This is a genomic window from Pantoea sp. X-Soil-TKNS-1211 (genome assembly GCF_059730495.1).
This window is the reverse complement of sequence record NZ_AP035954.1, coordinates 101,359-120,808: the sequence shown is the minus strand read 5'-3', so window position 1 is coordinate 120,808 and position 19,450 is coordinate 101,359. Positions and strand designations below refer to the sequence as shown.

The following is a 19,450-nucleotide window of genomic DNA, read 5'->3' as shown; positions in this document are numbered from 1 at the left end:
TGATTTAGGTTTTGCCTGTAAAACAGTAACAATCCTGAATGGGGAGCATCATCATCAAAGTACGGTGGGCAGGCAAGCGGTTATCGGTATCTTGATTAAATAATGTGAGGAAGATCTTATTTAACCCGCTCTTGCCGGTTTAAAACCCGCGCGATAAATGGCGTTGCTACCATGAGGTGCATAGAACCTGGTTGTCCACATTCCGGGTGCATATCCGCGCCAAAACCCTGTGGATAAACTTCTCCGGGCCGCGTCCTGCGGCCCCGGAGAAATGCCAGGTCATTTATTGACCGCATGCTGATGAATTTGCCTTAACGCAGAAAGGCTTCCGTTAAGCGCGCCCAGTAAGTCGCGCCAGTCGACAGACAGGCATCATTAAACTGATACAACGGATGGTGCACCGCGTAGTCCTCCCCACCGGTGCTGGTGCCCAACCAGATATAATTTCCCGGTACCTCCTCCAGCATAAAGGCAAAATCCTCACTGCCCATCAGCGGCTTGACCTCAGCGTACTCAGCAACACGTTCCGCGCCGAAGGTATCACGTGCTACCTGGGTCGCAAACGCCGTTTCCGTCTCATGGTTGACGGTGACAGGGTAACCAAAATCCGGCTGGATAGTGGCGGTCAGACCAAAACTGCCAGCCTGCGCCTGTACCAGTTGTTCAATCCTCGCCTTTGCTTTCTCGCGAACTGCGGCACTGAAGGTACGCAGATTGAGTTTGAGCACTGCGCTGTCCGGGATAACGTTATGGGTGCTACCACTTTGCAGACTTCCGACAGTGACGACCACCGCATCTTGCGGATCAACATTGCGCGACACGATGGTCTGCAACGCCATGACAATCGCCGCACCTGCTACCGTAGGGTCGAGCGTATTTTCCGGCGTCGCACCATGCCCTCCTTTGCCATGTAACGTAATGGTCATGCTGTCGGAAGAGGCCATCAATGGCCCTGGTTTGGTGAAAAAATGTCCGGCCGGCAGCAACGGAAAATTGTGTAAGCCAAATACCGCATCACAGGGAAATAAACGAAACAGACCGTCATCCATCATGCGCCGCGCACCGCCGTATGACTCTTCCGACGGTTGGAAAATGACATGCAACGTGCCACTGAAAGGACGTTTCTCCGCCAGATAGCGGGCGGCGGACAACAGCATCGCGCAGTGCCCGTCATGGCCGCAGGCATGCATCTTTCCTGCGACCTGGCTGCGCCACGGAACATCGGTTAACTCCTGCATCGGTAAGGCGTCCATATCGGCACGTAATCCCAGACGTTTGCTGCCATTGCCGACCTTCAGCGTGCCGACCACCCCAGTGCCACCCAGACCACGGTGCACAGTATAACCCCATGACGCCAGCAGTTCGGCGATACGATCGCTGGTGCGGAATTCTTCAAAACCCAATTCCGGGTGCTGATGAAAATCACGGCGGATCGCAATCATCTCGTCCTCGAATGCGAGAATTTCTTTAATCAACATGTTAAACCTCAGCTGTTACTCATCGGATAAAACCGGTTGTTCACGCCATGCCAGCAATGCCGACAATGACACCACCGCGCTAAGCAGCAGATACCATGCCGGGGCCATAGCGTCGCCGGTGACATTTAATAACCAGGTGACGTTAAATTGGGCAAAGCCACCGAACAGGGTGACGCCTATGGCATAAATCAGCGCCATACCCGAGGCACGTATCGGGCGTGGGAAGGCTTCGAGAATCAGCAAAAAGAAAGCCACTGCGGTGATGTTGGCCAGCACCTGATCGAGGGTAATCAATGCCAGTGTCAGCGCGAAGGGTGCGCCGTGGTGCAAGCTGGCAAAGATCGGCCATACCAGTAATAACGAACCGACGCCGCAGCCAAGCAACAGGGGCTTACGACGTGGCAGGCGATCCGCCAGTTTCCCGGCAAAAAAAGGCACCACCAGCGTTAATGAAGCAGCCATCAGGCTAATCCAGTACGAGGTGGCTTCCGGCATGTGCAGGGTATGCACCATATAAGCGGGCATGTAATAGACGATGATGTAAAACGTGGTGGTGCTTTTCATCACCAGCAGAATGCCCAGCAACAGGCTACGACGATGCTCCCGCCACAGACGACCCGCCGGTGTTCCGCCTGCCGCTGGCTCAACCGATGGCGTGTGGGTTTCATTCAGGTGGCGACGGATATAAATCCCGACCGGCATAATCGCCAGACCAACAATGAAAGGTATGCGCCAACCCCAGTTATACAGGGCATCATGACTTAAGCTGTGGGTTAATAACGCCCCCATCGCCGCGCCGAGCAATGCCGCACCACCCTGGCTGGCCATCTGCCAACTCACACGCACCCCGCGCTGCGACTTGCCTCCCGCCTCCATCAACCAACTGGTCGCCGCACCCACTTCGCCACCGGCAGAGAAGCCTTGTAACAGACGCCCGATAACCAGTAAGGCAGGTGCCAGCATTCCGGCTTGCGCGTAGGTCGGTGCGAAGGCGACCAGCGCTACGCCGAGCGCCATCAACGCCATAATCAGCGTCAGCGCCGCCTTACGCCCATGTTTATCGGCGTAGTGCCCCAGCACCAGGCTACCAAGCGGACGCATAAAAAATCCAACACCAAAGGTCGCCACTGCCAGTAATAACGAGGCGGAGTCGCTATCGGTGGGAAAGAAAAGATGTCCAATAATGACAGAAAAGAAGCTATAAACGGCGAAATCATAGATTTCGAGGCCATTGCCCAGCGTCACGGCAAACAGCGATTTTGCCTGGGTACGCCGGTTTATCGTTGCAGTGTCGCTGAAAGGAAGCGAAACCGCTGCCTGCGCCTCAGCAGGCGCACATTTGACTTTTTTCATACGCAAATCCTTCCAGTAACGTTTCATAAACGGTGGAAGGTGCACTATTGTCATAAATAAATTACATTTCAATCATGAGAAATTGTTATGCCCTGAGTTATCTGTCCTGAATGTTGATGGTGCATTTGCTGCACCATCGATGTGAGTAAAATCTGAGGAAAGCATGAAAATAAAACTCAATCAGCTCGATGTCTTACTGGAAGTGGCCGCTCAGGGCAGCATTGGTAAAGCCGCACGGACCCTGCATCTGACACAACCGGCTATCAGTAAAACCATTCAGGAGATGGAAGCGGAGATCGGTATGCCCATCGTTGAACGTTCTTCACGGGGGGTGACGCTCAACGAATATGGGCAGGTGTTGCTGCGCCATGCGCGGGATATTGATCGTTCTCTGAATCAGGCGCGTGAAGAGATTGTTCACCTGCTGGGCAAAGCGATGCGTCAGCTTCGTGTCGGTTTCACCTCCGCCGCCGCCTGGGGGCCATTCACCACCACGTTACTTCAGTATCAGCAACGCTTTCCCGGCGTAAAACTGATCGCGATGGAAGGACGTCCTCATCAGCTGTATGACGCGCTGGAGAATAATCGCATCGACCTCGCGGTGATCTCCTCCACCGATGGGATGCGTATCGCACCGATGTATTATGAAATGCTGTATTCCCTGAGCAACGCCATCATCGCGGGCAAAAATCACCCCATAACCCACACGACTTCTCTGCGCAAGTTGCTGGCTTATCCCTGGCTGGACTGGGATGAACCAGGCGACCATTCGATTCTGGCGCAAGTTTTTCGCCGCTATAATCTCCCGCTGCCGGAACGGGTGATCCACTGTTCGTCCCCAACTATCATGGCGCGATTGATGGACGAAGCTGAGATGGTCAGCATGTGGACGTCGGTACGATTGCGCTTTCCCGGCTATCAGGAAAGCTTGCGCCCGTTGTCATTGAAGGAGGTGTTACCGGCCACCGATATCGGCATCTTATGTGCCAACATTGGCCGCCTGTCTACCGCCGGGCGCGGCTTTCTGGAGATGTTACGGGTGATCAGCCGTGACTGGTTGCAGCAGAGTGACGCACGTGAAATGGTGGTTAATCAGACTTAAGTGTATTTGTTTTGGGCAGTCACTGCCCATGACTCCCCAAACTATGCTGAATCAAAACATTGCAGATATAGTTAATGCACTATGCAGCGCATCGTTAACTTCAGGGAAATGACGCAATGAGCTGGTTTACCCCGTGGCCGCAGTTATCTCGTGTATTGATTCTCCTTGCCTGCCTGACGCTGATTTTGATCGGGCTTCACCTGTCGGCGCATCTTATCAATCAGGTGCTGCTGGCGTTGCTACTCTCCATCATGCTGGATCCGCTGGTAAGCTGGCTGGAACACAAGCGTATTCCGCGCATCCTCTCCTCCCTGGCGATCATTCTGGTGCTGCTGTTGGTGATTGTTGTCACCATTTATAAACTCACGGTACTGACGCCCGATTTGATCCTGCTTAGTCGTCAGACGCCCCTGTTGTTAACCACCCGCTTGCAGGAGATCACCCAGGCGCTGGACCAGGTTGGCATCGTGCTGGCCCCGGATGAGATGCTGGCATTTATTGATGTCGGTGCAGTGGTCAAATGGGTAACCGCTTTCCTCACCCAAATTCCCGGCGTGCTGTCGTGGTGGGTGATGGTGTTTCTGATGTTGTTGTTTATGTTGTATGAACTGCCGCTGCTGAAAAACGCACTGGAAAAACGCGCACACGGCAACTCTGCGGCGCTTTATCATGCGCTCGATGACGGGATCCAGAGCGTCATTGTCTATGCGCGGGTAAAAACGTTAACCGGTATATTTGGTGGCGTGATTGTCTGGGGCGGTGCGCAGCTGCTGGGGCTGAAATTTGCCTTCTTCTGGGGAGTGTTGATGTTTGTTTTCAACTACATCCCGGTGTTGGGTTCCTTTATGGCGGCGATTCCGCCAGTGGTGCAGAGCTATATCGCCTTTGACCTGGAAGTGGCGCTGGCGATAGCCGGTTTCTTTGTGCTGTTAAATCTGACGCTCAGCTCGGTGCTGGAACCGCTGATGATTGGTAAGCGTCTTGATATGGCGTTAACCAGCCAACTGTTGGCTTTTCTGTTCTGGCAGGCATTACTGGGGATCACCGGTGCCATCCTCGCCATTCCGCTAACGTATCTGATCAAAAAAGTCCTGCTGGCCAGCTACCGGCAACAGCAGGACCCCGGATTATCAGATCAATGACTGCGTATTAACGCCACGCCAGGCGCGCGTCAGACGTTTTTCTATTTCCACGATGATAAAGATGGCGATACTGACGATCAACGAGATGAACCAATAGTTAATCGGTAACGGACGTGTACCGAACAGCGTGTTCATCAGCGGAACATAGATGATAATGGCCTGGAGCACAATCAGCACCAGCGTCACCATCCAGATGCCTTTGTTTTTGACCAGTCCGCTGTCAAGGGAGAAGCCTTCCGAGTTACGGCAGTTAATCATATAGGCCCATTGCGCCGTCACCAGCATTTGCAGCAGTACGGTGCGGATAAACTCCTCACTGTAGCCGCGCGGTTGGAGCCAGGCTTCCAGCACGAAGGCGCTAATCGAAATCAGCAAACCGACAAAGATGACACGCCAGATGGCGTAGCCATCCATGACATGCGCTTTGACATTGCGCGGTGGACGGCGCATGGCATTGGCTTCTGCCGGTTCAAACGCCAGCCCAAATGACAGGGTGGCGGAGGTTGCCATGTTCATCCACAGAATCTGCACCGGGGTGAGCGGCAGCAGGTTACCCATCAGGATGGCAATGATGATCAACAAGCCCTGCGCCAGGTTAGTCGGCATAATAAACAGGATGGTTTTCTTCAGGTTATCGTAAACCCGCCGCCCCTCTTTCACCGCCGCCGCAATGGTGGCGAAGTTGTCATCGGCCAGAATCATATCCGCCGACTCCTTCGTCACTTCAGTCCCTTTGATACCCATGGCAATGCCGACGTTGGCCTGTTTCAGTGCCGGGGCATCATTCACTCCATCACCGGTCATCCCGACGATTTCACCGCTGGATTCCAGCGCTTTTACCAGCCGTAATTTATGTTCGGGGCTGGTACGCGCAAAGATGTCATAGGTTTTTGCCGCCTGTGCCAACTCGGCGTCATTCATATGCTCCAGTTCATAGCCGGTCACCGCTGAATTGCTGTTGCCAATACCCAGCATCTGCCCAATCGCCATGGCGGTTTCCTGATGGTCGCCGGTGATCATCTTGACGCGAATTCCAGCCTGCTGACATTCGTGGATCGCCGAGATGGCTTCAGGGCGCGGTGGGTCCATCATGCAGCCCAATCCCAACAGCACCATGCCATTTTTCAGTTCATCGTGGTCGAGGGTAGTCACAGGCGCAGGCATGGGCTTCCACGCCGCAGCCACAGTGCGTAATCCTTCGCTGGCATAGGTGGTGATTGCCGCTTCCCAGTACGCCAGGTCGAGGGGTTCGACTCCCTGCGGCGTTTGCTGCTGCTGGCAAAGTTTCAACAACACGTCAGGTGCACCGGTCAGCAAAATAAACGACTGACCATCAGCCACGCAGCTGACCGACATGTATTTATACAAAGAATCAAAAGGTAATTTGCTGACCACCTCGACCGATTGCTTCTGCGTAATACCTTTCGCCGCCAGCACTTTCATCGCACCTTCGGTCGGGCCACCCACTATCACCCAATGACCATTGGCATCCTGCTGGAGCTGGCTTTCGTTACAGGTATCCACCGCGCGTAAAAATTGCTGAAACAACGGATCGGTCGCCGAATTTAATCCATTGGCATCGCCTTCCGCCACAATTTCGCCTTTCGGTTCATAGCTGTTGCCGCTGACGCGCCATCTGCTTTTCGCCAGCACCACCGCTTTGACCGTCATTTCATTCATGGTCAGGGTGCCGGTTTTATCCGAGCAAATTACGGACATCGCTCCGAGGGTTTCAACGGTAGGCAATTTACGAATGATGGCCTGGACGCGTGCCATGGACTGCACGCCGAGCGAGAGAATAATGGAGATAATCGCCGGTAAACCTTCCGGCACCGCGGCCACCGCCAAACTGATCACTGACAACGCCAGTTCCGGGAACGGGATGTCACGCAGCAGCCAGGCAAAAATAAACAGCGCCACCATCATCAATACGATAATGAAGAAAATGGCTTTGCCAAGTTTGTCGATCTGCACCAGCAGCGGCGTTTTTACTTCTTTCACCGAGCTGATCATCTCATTGATGTGTCCCAGCTCAGTGTCACCTCCGCTGGCAACCACCACACCCGATGCCGTACCTGAGCTAACCGTCGTACCTGAAAAAGCGAGGTTGAGACGGTCGCCGAGGGATTTTTCCCCCTCCAGCGTCGCGACGTTCTTGGACACCACCGTCGATTCACCGGTAAGAATCGCCTCTTCCACCCGTAGGTTATGCACATCAAATAAGCGTAAATCCGCCGGAATTTTATCGCCGGGACGCAGCATCACCACATCCCCTGGCACGATATCCTGGGTGGCGACGGTGGTCTGTTTACCATCCCGCACCAGAATCGCTTCACTGGCTAACATATTTTGAATACTTTTCAGGGATTTCTCGGCATTACTCTCCTGAACAAAACCGATTAATGCATTAATCACCGCAACGCCAATGATGACAAACGTATCCACCCAATGCGCCATCACAGCGGTAATAAGCGCAGCGGCAAAGAGGATATAAATTAACACGTCTTTAAAATGTGCAATAAATTTCAGTAACGCTGACTTCTCAGCTTTTTGCGGCAATGCATTGGGACCGTGTTTCTTCAAACGTTCGCTGGCGTCGCTGGATGACAAACCAGACGGGGAGCTTGCTAAGTGCTGGAAAGTTTCCTCTGTGGAGTACTGATACCAGGGCTGTACACCCTTATCCTGAGCTTGACCATTTTCCATATTGACCCCTAGCTACTAAGCTATTGTTAAAATGAGTTTTTCAAAAAAACACACATAATTTGAGGTAATTAGATTTGTCTGACACCTGCCGGCATCATTATCCGAAAAAGCGATCTGACTAATGATTTGAATGAGATAAATTAAATCTAATCTATATTATCAGAATGGCAATGTTACTTTGCTCGCTCGGTCAGCCTCAGGCTGCATGCGTCTCTTGCCGATCTCAGTACATAAAAAAATAAAGGTAAACAGTAATGGAAATACAAACAGTTAAGTTAGTTTGTGGCTTCGTTATCATGGCCGTTGTTGCCACAACGCTGGTAGGGTTACTGACTTATGTGGTGGTGTCGCATATTTCATAGTTCAGCCACCGGATTAACACTTTGTTGAATCTTAGCTGATTATATTATGGCGGGTTATTTTCAGGATGAGGGAAAAATAATGATAAAATACAAGGCCATACTTTTACTTTCCTGTGCGCTGTTAATTGTGGGGTGCGATGAAAAAAAAGAATTGCCCCCACCCCAACCGCGCGTCGTTAAAGCGTTTACCATCACCTCCGGCAGTGCCAGCAATGTGCGTGTCTTTCCGGCACGTATTCAGGCAGGGGATAATACCGAACTGGCCTTTAAACGTGCCGGCCGCATCGAACAGCTCGATTTACGCGATGGCATGGTGGTGAAAGCGAATCAAACCCTGGCCCGCCTCAACGACACCGATGCACGTTTACGGGTGAAAGATCGGCAAAATAGTTTCCAACTGGCCGATCGGCAATATCAGCGTTTCCGCACGCTATCCAATCGCAGTGCGGTGTCGCAAGCGGATATGGATGTACAAAAGTCTAATCGTGATGCGGCAGCTACCGCGCTGAAGGTCGCCCAGGAAGAGTTGCAGTTTCTCACCCTCAGTGCCCCATTTGATGGCGTGATTGCGCGCGTCGATGTGCGTAATCATCAGGTGGTCGCTGCCGGGCAGCCTGTTGCCTTGTTGACACGCGCTGATGTGCTGGATGTGATTTTCACCGTACCAGAAAGTTTATTTACCAGCCTTGATATCCAGAACGTCAGTTATCAGCCGGAAGTCCAATTCAACGCCCTGCCCAACCGCACCTTCACCGCCAGCTATAAAGAACACACGACCCAAACCGATGCTGCGACGCTCACCTGGCAGGTGGTGCTGACCATGCCACGTCCCACCGATTTGCCCAATGTGGCCGGACTGAGTGGCTCGGTGCGTATTCAACTGCACAACCTGCCGAATGCGCCGCAACAATCGCAGGTGGTGATACCCGGAGCGGCGGTATTCAATCCGGACCGCAGCCCTACCAATCAACCGCATGTCTGGCTGATTGTCGGTGAAGGCGACAATTTACATGTCAAGGATCAGCAAGTTACCGTCGGCAACGTCAGTGCCGAAGGCATTGAAATCACCAGCGGATTAAAATCCGGTGACCGTGTGGTGTCAGCCGGTACTGGCGAGTTGCGTGACGGTGAAGCGATCCGCATCTGGACCCGTGAGCGGGGGTTATGATGCGGATTTTTGATAACTTTATTAATAAACCGGTCCGCATCTGGATGGTCATCCTGCTGCTGGGCGTTGGCGGGATTTATGCCCTGCTTAACATTGGCCGACTCGAAGATCCGTTATTCACCATCAAGGCGGCGGTCATCGTTACGCAATATCCCGGCGCATCGGCACAGCAGGTGGAGGAAGAGGTGACGTTGCCGCTGGAAAATGCGTTGCAGCGCTTACCTTCACTCGACAACGTCAGCTCGATTTCCAGCAATGGCCTGTCACAGATCACCGTCTCAATTCATACCAGTTATCTCGCCAATCAGCTGCCGCAAATCTGGGATGAGTTGCGGCGACGCGTCGGCGATGCCGCACTCCAGTTCCCACCCGGCGTCAATGCTCCCTTCGTTAACGACGACTTTGGCGATGTGTATGGCTATTTCTTTGTTATTTATGGCAAGGATTTCAGCAACGATGAACTGCGTAATTATGCCGACCAGCTGAGGCGCGATCTGGTGTTGGTGCCAGGTGTCGCGAAGGTGGCCGTGGCCGGGGTGCAGCAGGAAGAGATTCGGATCGCCCTCTCCAGCACCAAAATGAGCAGCTACGGTATCACCCCGGCGCGGGTAGCCGACCTGCTCAGCCGCAGCAATGTGGTGTCCAATGCCGGGAGTATCCGCCTCGAAGGTGAGTCGATCCGTTTCAACCCGACCGGCGAGTTTCAGTCGTTGGATGACTTAGCCAATCTGCCAATATCGCGCCCCGGCACCACGCAAACCATCCATCTGCATGACATCGCGACCCTGTCACACGGCGTCACCGACACCCCGAACAATCTCTACCATGCCGATGGGCATGACGCACTGGCAATTGGTGTCTCCTTCGCACCCGGCGTTAACGTGATTAACGTCGGTGATGCGTTGAGCCAAAAACTACAGGATTATCAGCAAGACAAACCTGCCGGGATTTCACTGAAAGTCTTTTATAACCAAGCCCATGAGGTGAAGCAGTCGGTGGACGGCTTTATCCTTAACTTCCTGATGGCGTTAGCGATTGTTGTCGGTACGTTGCTGATATTTATGGGGATACGCAGCGGTATCGTTATCGCCGCTTCACTCGCTTTTAACGTGCTCGGAACGTTACTGGTAATGTACCTGTTTGGGCTGGAACTCCAGCGCATCTCACTGGGGGCGTTGATCATCTCCCTGAGTATGCTGGTGGATAACGCCATTGTGGTGGTCGAAGGTATCAAGATCGACCAACAACGCGGCAAACCGTTACAACAGGCCACCACGCAGATGATCAAGCGCACGGCGCTGCCGTTGCTGGGTGCCACCGTGATTGCCATCATTGCGTTTGCGCCAATTGGCCTGTCGCAAGATTCCACCGGGGAATATTGTAAATCGCTATTCCAGGTGCTGTTGATTTCTCTGCTGCTCAGTTGGATCACTGCACTGACGCTGACGCCAGTGTTTATTAAATGGAGTGAAGCGCGCCGCAAAGAACTCCATCTACCCCCTCAGGACGATCAATCCCCTTACCAGGGCGTGGTATTCCGCGTCTATCGCAGCACGTTGGCCGGATTGATTCGTATGCGCTGGCTGACCATCACCGTGATGGTGGCCTGTCTCGCGGCCTCGCTGTACGGATTCACCTTTGTAAAACAGAATTTTTTCCCCTCCTCCAACACGCCGATTTTCTTTACCGATCTCTGGTTACCCTATGGTACGGATATCAATTTTACCGCCGCGACGGCGGCAGAAATCGAGCGATTTATTAATCAGGAGCCGGGCGTTGACGCCACGGTCACCACCATTGGTCAGGGTGCGATGCGCTTTACCCTGACCTACGACGCGACGCGCCAATACACCAATTACGCGCAAATCATGGTGCGGGTGAAAGATGGCCGCCAGTTGGAACGCATTGCGCTGGCCACCGAACATTATATTCAGCAGCAATATCCGCAAGTGAATGAGCGAATTAAACGTATCCAGTTTGGCAGCGCCAGTGACAGCGCCATCGCACTGCGCGTCATCGGTCCCGACCCGGATGTGCTTCGCCATATCGCCAGCCAGATTGACGGCATTTTCCAGGCAGACGGCACCACTTTCCCGGTGCGCAATGACTGGCAGGAACGCAGCAAAGTCATCCGGCCACAATACTCGGCATTGCGCGGCCAGGAACTGGGTGTCGATAAACGCGACATTGACCAGGCGCTACGCATGAACTTCAGTGGTGATGCGGTGGGTATTTTCCGTGACGGCTCGCGGCTGATCCCGATCATGCTGTTCCCGGCACGCGAGGAACGACAAAATATTGATCATATCGCCAACATCCAGCTGTGGAGCGCCTCGCTGCAACATTTTGTTCCGCTGAGTAATGTGATTTCTGATTTCCGCCTCGAGTGGGAAAATCCGCTAATTATGCGACGCGATCGGATGCGCGTGTTGACGGTACAAACCGATCCTGACCCGGCGCAAGGGTTAACCGCAGCCCAGGTGGTGGCGCGCGTTCAGCCGCAAATTGAACAATTGCAACTGCCCGCGGGTTATCGTCTGGAATGGGGTGGCGAGCTGGAAAGCTCACGTGAAGCACAAAGCGGCCTGTTAAGTTCGTTGCCCATGGGTTTCCTGGTGATGTTTGTGATCACCATACTGATGTTCAATTCCCTGCGCGATGCTGTTGCGATTTGGATCACCGTTCCACTGGCCTTAATTGGCGTGACCTGCGGCTTTTTGCTTACCGGGATTCCGTTCGGCTTTATGGCGTTGATTGGCTTGTTGAGCCTGTCCGGCATGCTGATCCGTAACGGGATCGTATTACTGGAAGAGACCCGTCAGCTCCGGCAACAAAAACCGTTTCAGGAAGCGATTCTGGATGCTGCGACATCACGTTTGCGGCCCATTTTACTGACCGCTTTCACTACAGTGCTGGGCCTGCTGCCGCTGCTTCGCGATGTGTTTTTCCAGAGCATGGCGGTGGTGATCATTTTCGGGCTGGGTTTTGCCACCGTACTGACGCTTCTGGTGCTACCGGTGTTGTATCGTTGCTTCCATGCCAGGGACGCTGCCGATGAATAATATCGGGCTGAATCTGCTGAAAACCCTGGCATGTATGACGGCGGTCTCCTTTTTCACCCTGTATCAGAGCTACGACCGCTACAACTACAATTACAGCCTCGCGCTGAATATCCTGAGTTTTATCTCCACCATCGCCACGCCGCTCTACTTTTTGTTGAGCGGCTATCTGGATGCCGGGCAGAAGCACAGTCCAAACTGGCAACTGGACAAGATCCGCCGCATTATGCTGATCTTCCTCTTCTGGTTTAGCTTTTTCTGGTTCGCGGGAGTGCAAAATAAAGGTTATCTGATTCAGCCGTGGTTTGTGATTTCACTGATTTTGATTTATGTCTCACAACCGCTGATTGACCGCCTGCTCCTTTTCCCTGGCAAAATGGCGGCGATTATTTTTGTGCTGCTGCTGGCGGCTTTCCTCTATGACATTCTGGCGGTGCTGTACCCGAACAATCGCGCTTTCTCACTACTGCCGCAATATCGTATCTGGACCTGGGTGCTGTACTACCTTTCAGGTCGTCTGATGGCATTGCCCAGCGTGATTCAAATGCTGCAATCGGTACGGGTAGTGAAACTCAGTCTGCTGTTGCTGCCAGCGGTGTATTTGTTTACCTGGCTTTATGAACGCTATTACTTTATCGCGCGCTTTATCACCACCGGCAATGACTTCGTACTGACCGGATCGCAGGTTTATTTTCTGGTGATCCTGATGGCGATTAGTGTCAACGCAATAAGAGTACCCGCACACTGGAAAAAGCTGCCCGCCCTGTTCGCCACCCTCGGTAAGACCATGACGGGCGTCTACATCCTGCATTACCTGGTGTTTAACATCCTCGCCTGGTCGATTACCATCCGTTCACTGGTCGATAAGATCATGGTGATTGGCTTGACCGTGATGTTATCGATGATGATTTCACTGCTGCTGTTGCAGATCCCAGGGGTGAAGAAGCTGATTAGCCTGTGATGAGATGGCTGGCGGCACGCCGCACAGCCAGCGAGGGCAAGTCACTCATCAAGAATGGGCGAAAAACCTCCGTAAATCATTCGCTTGCCATCAAACGGCATGTTTTCGCCCATCTCTTTCATTCGCGGGTCGGCCATCAGTTTTTGATTGGCCGCGTCGCGCACTTCTTTGGAAGGGTACTCAATCCAGCTAAACACCACCGTTTCATCCTCTTCCGCTTTGACTGCCATGCGGAAGTCGGTGAGTTTGCCGTCTGGCACGTCATCCGCCCAGCACTCGACAATCCGCGTCGCACCAAACTCCTTAAATAACGGCGCGGCCTGAGTCGCCATTGCCAGATACGCGTCTTTTTTGTCCAGTGGGACCGCCACAACAAATCCATCAACATAGGACATGGGAATTCCTCCGTCGTTAACCAGGAGTCATCAGTGTACGAGAGATATGCAGGCAGGATTTGCGTGACAGGCGGCAAAATGACAGTCCAACAGCAATCCAGGCTTGCGGCACTGATTTACGGTAGACTTACCTTTATCATCATTAGTCCAAACGGAATTTTATGCGCATTACCATTGATCAGACTGACCAGCCCTTTATCCACAGCTTCTTTGGCGAAAAAATTGATAGCATCGAAGCGGACTCCCCCCAGGCGAACCAACTGCACCAGGCACTTCAGGTGGCTCGCCAGCAGGTAAATATTGAGTCAGAACTGGACTGGAAACGTAGCGCGTTATTCCTCGCGCTGTTTGTGTTTCTTTACGCCGGATTGGGGGCGTCTCTCACATTAGACCTCACCGCCAAAAGCTCCAGCCATAAAAGCATTACTTACGCGCTGGAAGCGGTGCCGGTATTGATCGCCTTCTCCGGCTTTTTCCTTTCCTTACTATTTCTATTTTTTACCCGTAGCAGCGCACGCCGGACACGCAACTGGGAGCGCAGCATTCTGTTGCTGGAAAAATACACCGCCAGCAATCTGAGCCATCAAATCAATATAATGGGCGCGCGCACCACGCACTATTCGCAGCCCACCATCACCATTTCTCTGGCGTTATTTATCAGCGTGACATGGGTGGTGATGTATAACTTTTTCACCTTCACCACCAGTGGTGTGATTGGCAGCGTTATCTCATTATTTATCAGCACCATGACCTATGTGATCCTCGACCTCCAGTTATTGAAGTCCGGTCAACAGAGTGACATTGATGAGCCGTTGATCCCTGCTGAAGACGAAAAAGAGAAACAATAAATCCCCCGCACATATCGTAGCGGCGCTATTTATCGCGCTATTTCAAGCATTTTCATCGCGGCTTAGGTCCGCGCGATAAATCGCGCCGCTACGATTCAGGGCAGTTTTTATACAGGCTGAGTTATCACTTCCACCAGAATCAACGGACATTTCCTCACCCGACACGCCTGTGAGTAAGCCAGCGAGCACACCGCGCAAAGATCGCGTTCGTCTGACTGATATTCATATTCATTGAAATAACGAAACTGGCCACGTTCAGGCTCGGTACGCCAGAAACGTTGTGGTTCGAGAATTTCATCAAGTTGTCTGAAGGTCAGGGCAGAAGGGTTATGAAACCCCACTCTTACGCGATAAATAGTCATGCTTCGATTATTCACACCTGGCCTCACGTCTGCCAGACGTTATTGGTTTTCAATGCGATAGACCTCGCTTATCACACCGGTTAAAGTACCTCTTTTGTCTGATTTCACGAGGGAAAATGAAACGCTTATTTGTCTACGGCACACTGTGCCCCGGCCGCTCTAATGCGCATATCCTGGAAGAGATTGGCGGAGAATGGCTGGCCGGGCATGTAACAGGCACCTTTTATGAACGCGGCTGGGGAGCAGCAGCAGATTTCCCCGGCATCGTGCTGGACAAAAGCGCGCCTCGCGTCGACGGCTACCTGTTTTTATCCGACAACCTGGAAGCCCACTGGCCGATGCTGGATGAGTTTGAAGAAGGTTATGATCGAGTCAAGGTGGATGTGACAACTGTTGAGGGCCAGTTGGTTACGGCATGGGTATACCAGTTGCAACCGCAGAATCTGTGATTAAATCTGCACCGTAACAAAATCGGGTTGACGGCAACCTTGCCCTTATTGATAATAAAAAACGGCGGCACGGTGGGTAGTGACCGTGACCGCCGGAAAAACTACTTACGATGTGGTTTATCTTGAGGGGATCGACGTTGGCGCGTCGCTCCCCTTAGTTTTTTCCACAACCGCCGAACTAAAATCCCAACCAGAATAACCACCGCAATAACGGCATATTTTCCTGCCTGAGTCGCCGCCCCTGACCAGCATTGTTGCGTCAGCTGATGAGCATCCCCATCAAAACCAGCCAGCATCAGCAGTTTTAATACTAAATTGCACATCATTGTGCCCTCTTAAAGCCGGGAAATCCCCGACAACGTGAGGCTGTACAATTTCAGCGCCAGTATCATATGTTGAATGGTAACGTCACACAACTATCGACAACGTCATGATGTGTAAGTTATTTGTTGCGTGATAAATCGCGCCGCTACAGATTGTAGCCTTCACTGCGAGATGGCACGCCGCATGATGCAATTGAAAGGTGTATGATTACCATCGCATTCATTTTTAATGACTTTATTCATGAAACTTAATTTCGACAATGATTTGACGGTGCGCAAACTTTTCATTTTCTGCACCTATATGGAAAGCGAGAATCTGGCGCGCACGGCGGAAACCCTCAACATCAGCACCGTCAGCGTGCACCGCGCGCTGCATACGCTGGAGGAGAGTCTGCGTTGCCCGTTATTTACCCACAAGGGACGCAATCTGGTGGCGCTGCCCGCCGCGTGGACACTGCTGGAATATAGTCGCGAAGCGTTGCAGACCCTCAGCCAGGGGCTGGAAGAGACACGCCGCACAGCGGGTATCGGGTTGGGGCATCTGCGCATCGGCACATTGTATTCGTTGTCGCTGGAAACCGTGCCGCGTCTGATCATGAATATGAAACTGCGTCGTCCGGAACTGGAGCTGAACCTGACGATGGGATCCAATCAGGTACTGACGGGGATGCTGCAAAATAATCAGTTAGACGCAATCATCATTTCGGTGACGGAAACGGAAATTGACCAGAAGGTGTTTGAGCAGGTGGGTCTGTTTCAGGATGATATTTATCTGGCGGTGCCCACCGCCGAACCCCGCGATGCAGCGGAAGATATCGATCTGCGCGACTACAGCGACAAACCCTTTGTCTCGCTCGATGAAGGGTTCGCCACCTTTACAGGTTTTCAGGAAGCGTGTCACGTGGCAGGTTTTGAACCCAATATCGTTACGCGCGTCAATGATATCTTTTCGATGCTCAGCCTGGTGCAGGCGGGGATGGGATATTCGCTGGTGCCGGGACGCATGCGCAAACAATACGAACACGATTTACAGTTTCGCAAGCTGGCCGAGCCGTATCAGATGCGCCAGCAGATCGCCATCGTCTTCGCCCGCAACCGCGAGCATGACCCTAATCTGTTGGCGCTGGTGGCGGAGGGCCGGATGTATGCCCTGAGCTTACAGGATAAGGCTCAGCCACGGGCGTAGAGATGTTGCACCAGTTCCGTGCTGCTGCGTTCCAGCGCCAGGCACTCCCCTTGCGGCTGGGTGCTGCGCGTCAGGCCGGTCAGTACTCCGCCCGGTGGCATTTCAATCACCAGCCGCACCTCACGTTCTTCAGCCGCCACCATCGCCTCATGCCAGCGTACCTGACGCGCCATATTCATTGCCAGATCGTCAGCAATACGTTCCGGCTGCCACAGCACCCTGGCGCTGTTGCCGCTGAGGTACGCACAGCGTGGTGGGTTTAGCCGCACCTGCTGCATATGTTCCGCCAGCTTGCTCGCCGGTTTATTCAGCAACGCGCAGTGGGATGGCACGCTGATCGCCAGACGGCGTACGCAGTTTGCGCCTTGCGCCCGCGCCGCATCTCCGACGGCTTTCATCGCCGTCTCGCTACCCGCGATCACAATCTGCGATTCTGAGTTAATGTTGGCGATAAAACTGTGCCGATTATCCACCAGCGGCTCCACCTGTCGCAGCGGCAGGCCGTTGATGGCGGTGAGACCATAACCCTGTGGATACGCCCCTTCCATCAGATCGCCGCGCAGCGCCACCAGCCGCAGCGCATCTGCATAGTCCAGCGCACCGGCTATCACCGCCGCCGGATACGCACCAATCGACAAGCCGCACACCATATCCGGTTGCACACCCTGCGCCATCAACCTGCGGGCGGCGGATACCCCGGCAATCAGCAGCGCCAACTGCACCGCACGAGTATGCTGTAATGCGTCATGGCTATCGAGGCTGATCAGTTCATCACCCAATACGGCTTGCGCCTGCTGCCAACTGTCATCGCGTGGCAGGTCGTTGAGCATACCAGGCCGTTGTGCGCCCTGACCGGGAAAGGTAAACAAGGTTTTCATGGCATCTCCTCTGCCCAGGGGTTGTCCGTCAAACGCGGTCCGCGTGCGGTTTTCAGCAACACACGTCCGTTGCGTAACCACTCATTCAAGGCAAAGCCACCTTGCGGCGTCTCCATTTGCGTGTCGGCGCGGCAAGGCAGCGTCGACAAGGCCCGTTGCCAACGGGCAAAGTCAGTAGGCGGCAATGGCGTTGGCACACGGATCAGCAGATCCAAATCGCTATCGTGATGCAGCACCGGTAAGCCGGTTGCCAGCGCAAAACCGGTGCTGCCGGTGACGCCCCACTCCCACGGCCAGTGATGCTGACGCAGCATCACCAGCGCCTGCACTGTCGGGTGGTGATTTAACTGGGCAGGCACCACCAGCATTTCCGGCGAGATCACCCGCACGACGTCAGCAGGTGCTACCCAACCCGCCGCCCGTTGCTGGCGTGCCTGGCCGCGCACGCCAACTGGAATCAGCCCCTGTTGCATCACATCACGTCGCACCACCACCGGTTGCTGGCAATGCCACAGTTCAGCCACCCAGGATTCGGCGATCCCGAGCAGTGCCGTGTCATGGCGTAGCCAGAGCAGGTCATGGGGACGTGCGGTGATGTTCATCATCAGATTCCTGCGGTTAATGAAATAAACAGTGGCAGCGAGAGGATCGACAGCAGCGAACTCAACAGCAGCACCGCTTCCGCATCCGGCGACTGCACGCCAAAACGGTTACCAAATACCACACCAAAGAAACCGGCGGACAGCGCAATCATCAGAATCGCGGTGATCGCGACGGTGCCGTGTAACCCAAACACCAGTACGATACCCCAGGCCAGCGCCGGTTGAATCAACAACTTGGTGACGGTGGAACTGATCACCATGCTATTGATTTTCAGTTTGCGTGCCGAGAGGATCACCCCGGTCAGGAACAGCGCTGCCGCAGTGGCCGCCAGTCCGAGCGGTTTAATCGAGGCCAGCAGCAGATCCGGCATCTTCACGCCAAACGCCGACAGCACTACCCCGAGCAACGGTCCCCAGACGATGGGTTTTTTCACCGAACGCCACATCAGTACCGGCAACATTGCCAGGGTGGAACGTTGAGTCTCACCAGCGGCTCGCGCTTTTTCCCGTTCGAGGATCAGCAGGCAAAACGGCGTCATCAGCACCGAACCACAGGCGATGGACACCGCCACCGACAGTGACGTCGCGGAACCTTCACCCACCACACTGCCCAGAATCGGCAGCCCCAGCGCGGCATAGTTCGGCAGTGCCACCGTCAGCGTCAGCACTGCTGCATCCTGTGGCGACTTTTTGAAAATTCCGGTGGCGATAAAGTACAGCGCCGCATAGGCAATCCACATCGCCAGCGTCAGTACCGCGATCAGTGGCATCTGCGCCACGATACCGCTCCACGGGGTCTGTACCGTGGCACTGAACAGCGCCGCCGGTAAGGCAAAATCCATTACAAAAATATTCAGCAGCGAGACGTTCTTGTTATCGACCATCCCGGCCTTGCCCGCCCAGAAACCCAGCAGCATGATGACAAAAATGGGCGCGAGGGCATGAAGAATCACGTAAGTCATAAATCACCTGTTATTAGAAGAGTGAATACTGACGCGATGGTGTTTATTTAACAGATGCTCCAGTCAGCCGGGCGTCTTAACACACCCGGCCCTGTCGCTATCCGGCAGGTTTAT

17 protein-coding genes are annotated in these 19,450 nt (G+C 53.6%); 8 read left to right on the top strand and 9 right to left on the bottom strand.

What is annotated here, in order from left to right; genetic code table 11:
- Nucleotides 1-311: 311 nt before the first annotated feature.
- Nucleotides 312-1,478, bottom strand: coding sequence for a M20 aminoacylase family protein (locus AC6I8W_RS21055; RefSeq protein WP_497838606.1), 1,167 nt, complete (start codon nucleotides 1,476-1,478; stop codon nucleotides 312-314).
- 15 nt (nucleotides 1,479-1,493) lie between these two features.
- Complete coding sequence (locus AC6I8W_RS21050; protein ID WP_497838605.1) at nucleotides 1,494-2,831, bottom strand: MFS transporter; 1,338 nt, start codon at nucleotides 2,829-2,831, stop codon at nucleotides 1,494-1,496.
- A gap of 163 nt (nucleotides 2,832-2,994) precedes the next feature.
- Between AC6I8W_RS21050 and AC6I8W_RS21045 the strand changes: the two genes are divergently transcribed.
- Complete coding sequence (locus AC6I8W_RS21045; protein ID WP_497838604.1) at nucleotides 2,995-3,933, top strand: LysR family transcriptional regulator; 939 nt, start codon at nucleotides 2,995-2,997, stop codon at nucleotides 3,931-3,933.
- 116 nt (nucleotides 3,934-4,049) lie between these two features.
- The gene (locus AC6I8W_RS21040; protein WP_497838603.1) at nucleotides 4,050-5,075 is read left to right on the top strand and encodes an AI-2E family transporter; all 1,026 of its coding nucleotides are present in this window, start codon (nucleotides 4,050-4,052) and stop codon (nucleotides 5,073-5,075) included.
- On the opposite strand, the gene AC6I8W_RS21035 is transcribed toward AC6I8W_RS21040, so the two are convergent.
- Entirely contained in the window at nucleotides 5,064-7,781 is a 2,718-nt protein-coding gene (locus AC6I8W_RS21035; protein ID WP_497838602.1) for a cation-transporting P-type ATPase, read from the bottom strand. The genes AC6I8W_RS21040 and AC6I8W_RS21035 overlap by 12 nt on opposite strands.
- A 441-nt stretch (nucleotides 7,782-8,222) precedes the next feature.
- On the opposite strand from AC6I8W_RS21035, the gene AC6I8W_RS21030 reads away from it, so the two are divergent.
- Genes AC6I8W_RS21030 through AC6I8W_RS21020 form a run of 3 tightly spaced genes read left to right on the top strand, consistent with a single transcriptional unit; the run spans nucleotide 8,223 to nucleotide 13,331 of the window.
- Nucleotides 8,223-9,311 carry an efflux RND transporter periplasmic adaptor subunit gene (locus AC6I8W_RS21030; RefSeq protein WP_497838601.1) on the top strand — a complete coding sequence of 363 codons (1,089 nt, stop codon included), beginning with the start codon at nucleotides 8,223-8,225 and terminating at the stop codon, nucleotides 9,309-9,311.
- A complete protein-coding gene (locus AC6I8W_RS21025; protein WP_497838781.1) occupies nucleotides 9,311-12,373 on the top strand; it encodes an efflux RND transporter permease subunit in 3,063 nt (1,020 codons plus the stop codon). Before AC6I8W_RS21030 ends, AC6I8W_RS21025 begins: the two co-directional genes overlap by 1 nt.
- The gene (locus AC6I8W_RS21020; protein ID WP_497838600.1) at nucleotides 12,366-13,331 is read left to right on the top strand and encodes an acyltransferase family protein; all 966 of its coding nucleotides are present in this window, start codon (nucleotides 12,366-12,368) and stop codon (nucleotides 13,329-13,331) included. Before AC6I8W_RS21025 ends, AC6I8W_RS21020 begins: the two co-directional genes overlap by 8 nt.
- 41 nt (nucleotides 13,332-13,372) lie before the next feature.
- Here AC6I8W_RS21020 and AC6I8W_RS21015 read toward each other — a convergent pair whose 3' ends face one another.
- Nucleotides 13,373-13,726 carry a DUF1428 domain-containing protein gene (locus AC6I8W_RS21015; protein ID WP_497838599.1) on the bottom strand — a complete coding sequence of 118 codons (354 nt, stop codon included), beginning with the start codon at nucleotides 13,724-13,726 and terminating at the stop codon, nucleotides 13,373-13,375.
- Between the two features lie 161 nt (nucleotides 13,727-13,887).
- Here AC6I8W_RS21015 and AC6I8W_RS21010 point away from each other — a divergent pair, with 161 nt between their 5' ends.
- A complete protein-coding gene (locus AC6I8W_RS21010; protein ID WP_497838598.1) occupies nucleotides 13,888-14,574 on the top strand; it encodes a RipA family octameric membrane protein in 687 nt (228 codons plus the stop codon).
- Between the two features lie 107 nt (nucleotides 14,575-14,681).
- Here the strand turns inward: AC6I8W_RS21010 and AC6I8W_RS21005 are convergent, their stop codons facing one another.
- Nucleotides 14,682-14,936 (bottom strand): hypothetical protein, encoded by a 255-nt coding sequence (locus AC6I8W_RS21005; RefSeq protein WP_497838597.1) that lies wholly within the window; start codon nucleotides 14,934-14,936, stop codon nucleotides 14,682-14,684.
- 116 nt (nucleotides 14,937-15,052) lie between these two features.
- Here AC6I8W_RS21005 and AC6I8W_RS21000 point away from each other — a divergent pair, with 116 nt between their 5' ends.
- Entirely contained in the window at nucleotides 15,053-15,385 is a 333-nt protein-coding gene (locus AC6I8W_RS21000) for a gamma-glutamylcyclotransferase family protein (RefSeq protein ID WP_497838596.1), read from the top strand.
- Between the two features lie 101 nt (nucleotides 15,386-15,486).
- Here the strand turns inward: AC6I8W_RS21000 and AC6I8W_RS20995 are convergent, their stop codons facing one another.
- Nucleotides 15,487-15,711: a hypothetical protein gene (locus AC6I8W_RS20995; RefSeq protein WP_497838595.1), complete on the bottom strand. Its 225-nt coding sequence runs from the start codon at nucleotides 15,709-15,711 to the stop codon at nucleotides 15,487-15,489.
- Nucleotides 15,712-15,949: 238 nt separating this feature from the next.
- Here AC6I8W_RS20995 and AC6I8W_RS20990 point away from each other — a divergent pair, with 238 nt between their 5' ends.
- Complete coding sequence (locus AC6I8W_RS20990) at nucleotides 15,950-16,894, top strand: LysR family transcriptional regulator (protein WP_497838594.1); 945 nt, start codon at nucleotides 15,950-15,952, stop codon at nucleotides 16,892-16,894.
- Here AC6I8W_RS20990 and mdcH read toward each other — a convergent pair.
- Genes mdcH through AC6I8W_RS20975 form a run of 3 tightly spaced genes read right to left on the bottom strand, consistent with a single transcriptional unit; the run spans nucleotide 16,879 to nucleotide 19,336 of the window.
- Nucleotides 16,879-17,772, bottom strand: a complete 894-nt coding sequence (gene mdcH, locus AC6I8W_RS20985; protein ID WP_497838593.1) for a malonate decarboxylase subunit epsilon — start codon at nucleotides 17,770-17,772, stop codon at nucleotides 16,879-16,881. The genes AC6I8W_RS20990 and mdcH overlap by 16 nt on opposite strands.
- Nucleotides 17,769-18,374: a malonate decarboxylase holo-ACP synthase gene (locus tag AC6I8W_RS20980; protein ID WP_497838780.1), complete on the bottom strand. Its 606-nt coding sequence runs from the start codon at nucleotides 18,372-18,374 to the stop codon at nucleotides 17,769-17,771. Before AC6I8W_RS20980 ends, mdcH begins: the two co-directional genes overlap by 4 nt.
- Before the next feature lie 2 nt (nucleotides 18,375-18,376).
- Nucleotides 18,377-19,336 carry an AEC family transporter gene (locus AC6I8W_RS20975; RefSeq protein ID WP_013511828.1) on the bottom strand — a complete coding sequence of 320 codons (960 nt, stop codon included), beginning with the start codon at nucleotides 19,334-19,336 and terminating at the stop codon, nucleotides 18,377-18,379.
- Nucleotides 19,337-19,450 lie beyond the last annotated feature (114 nt).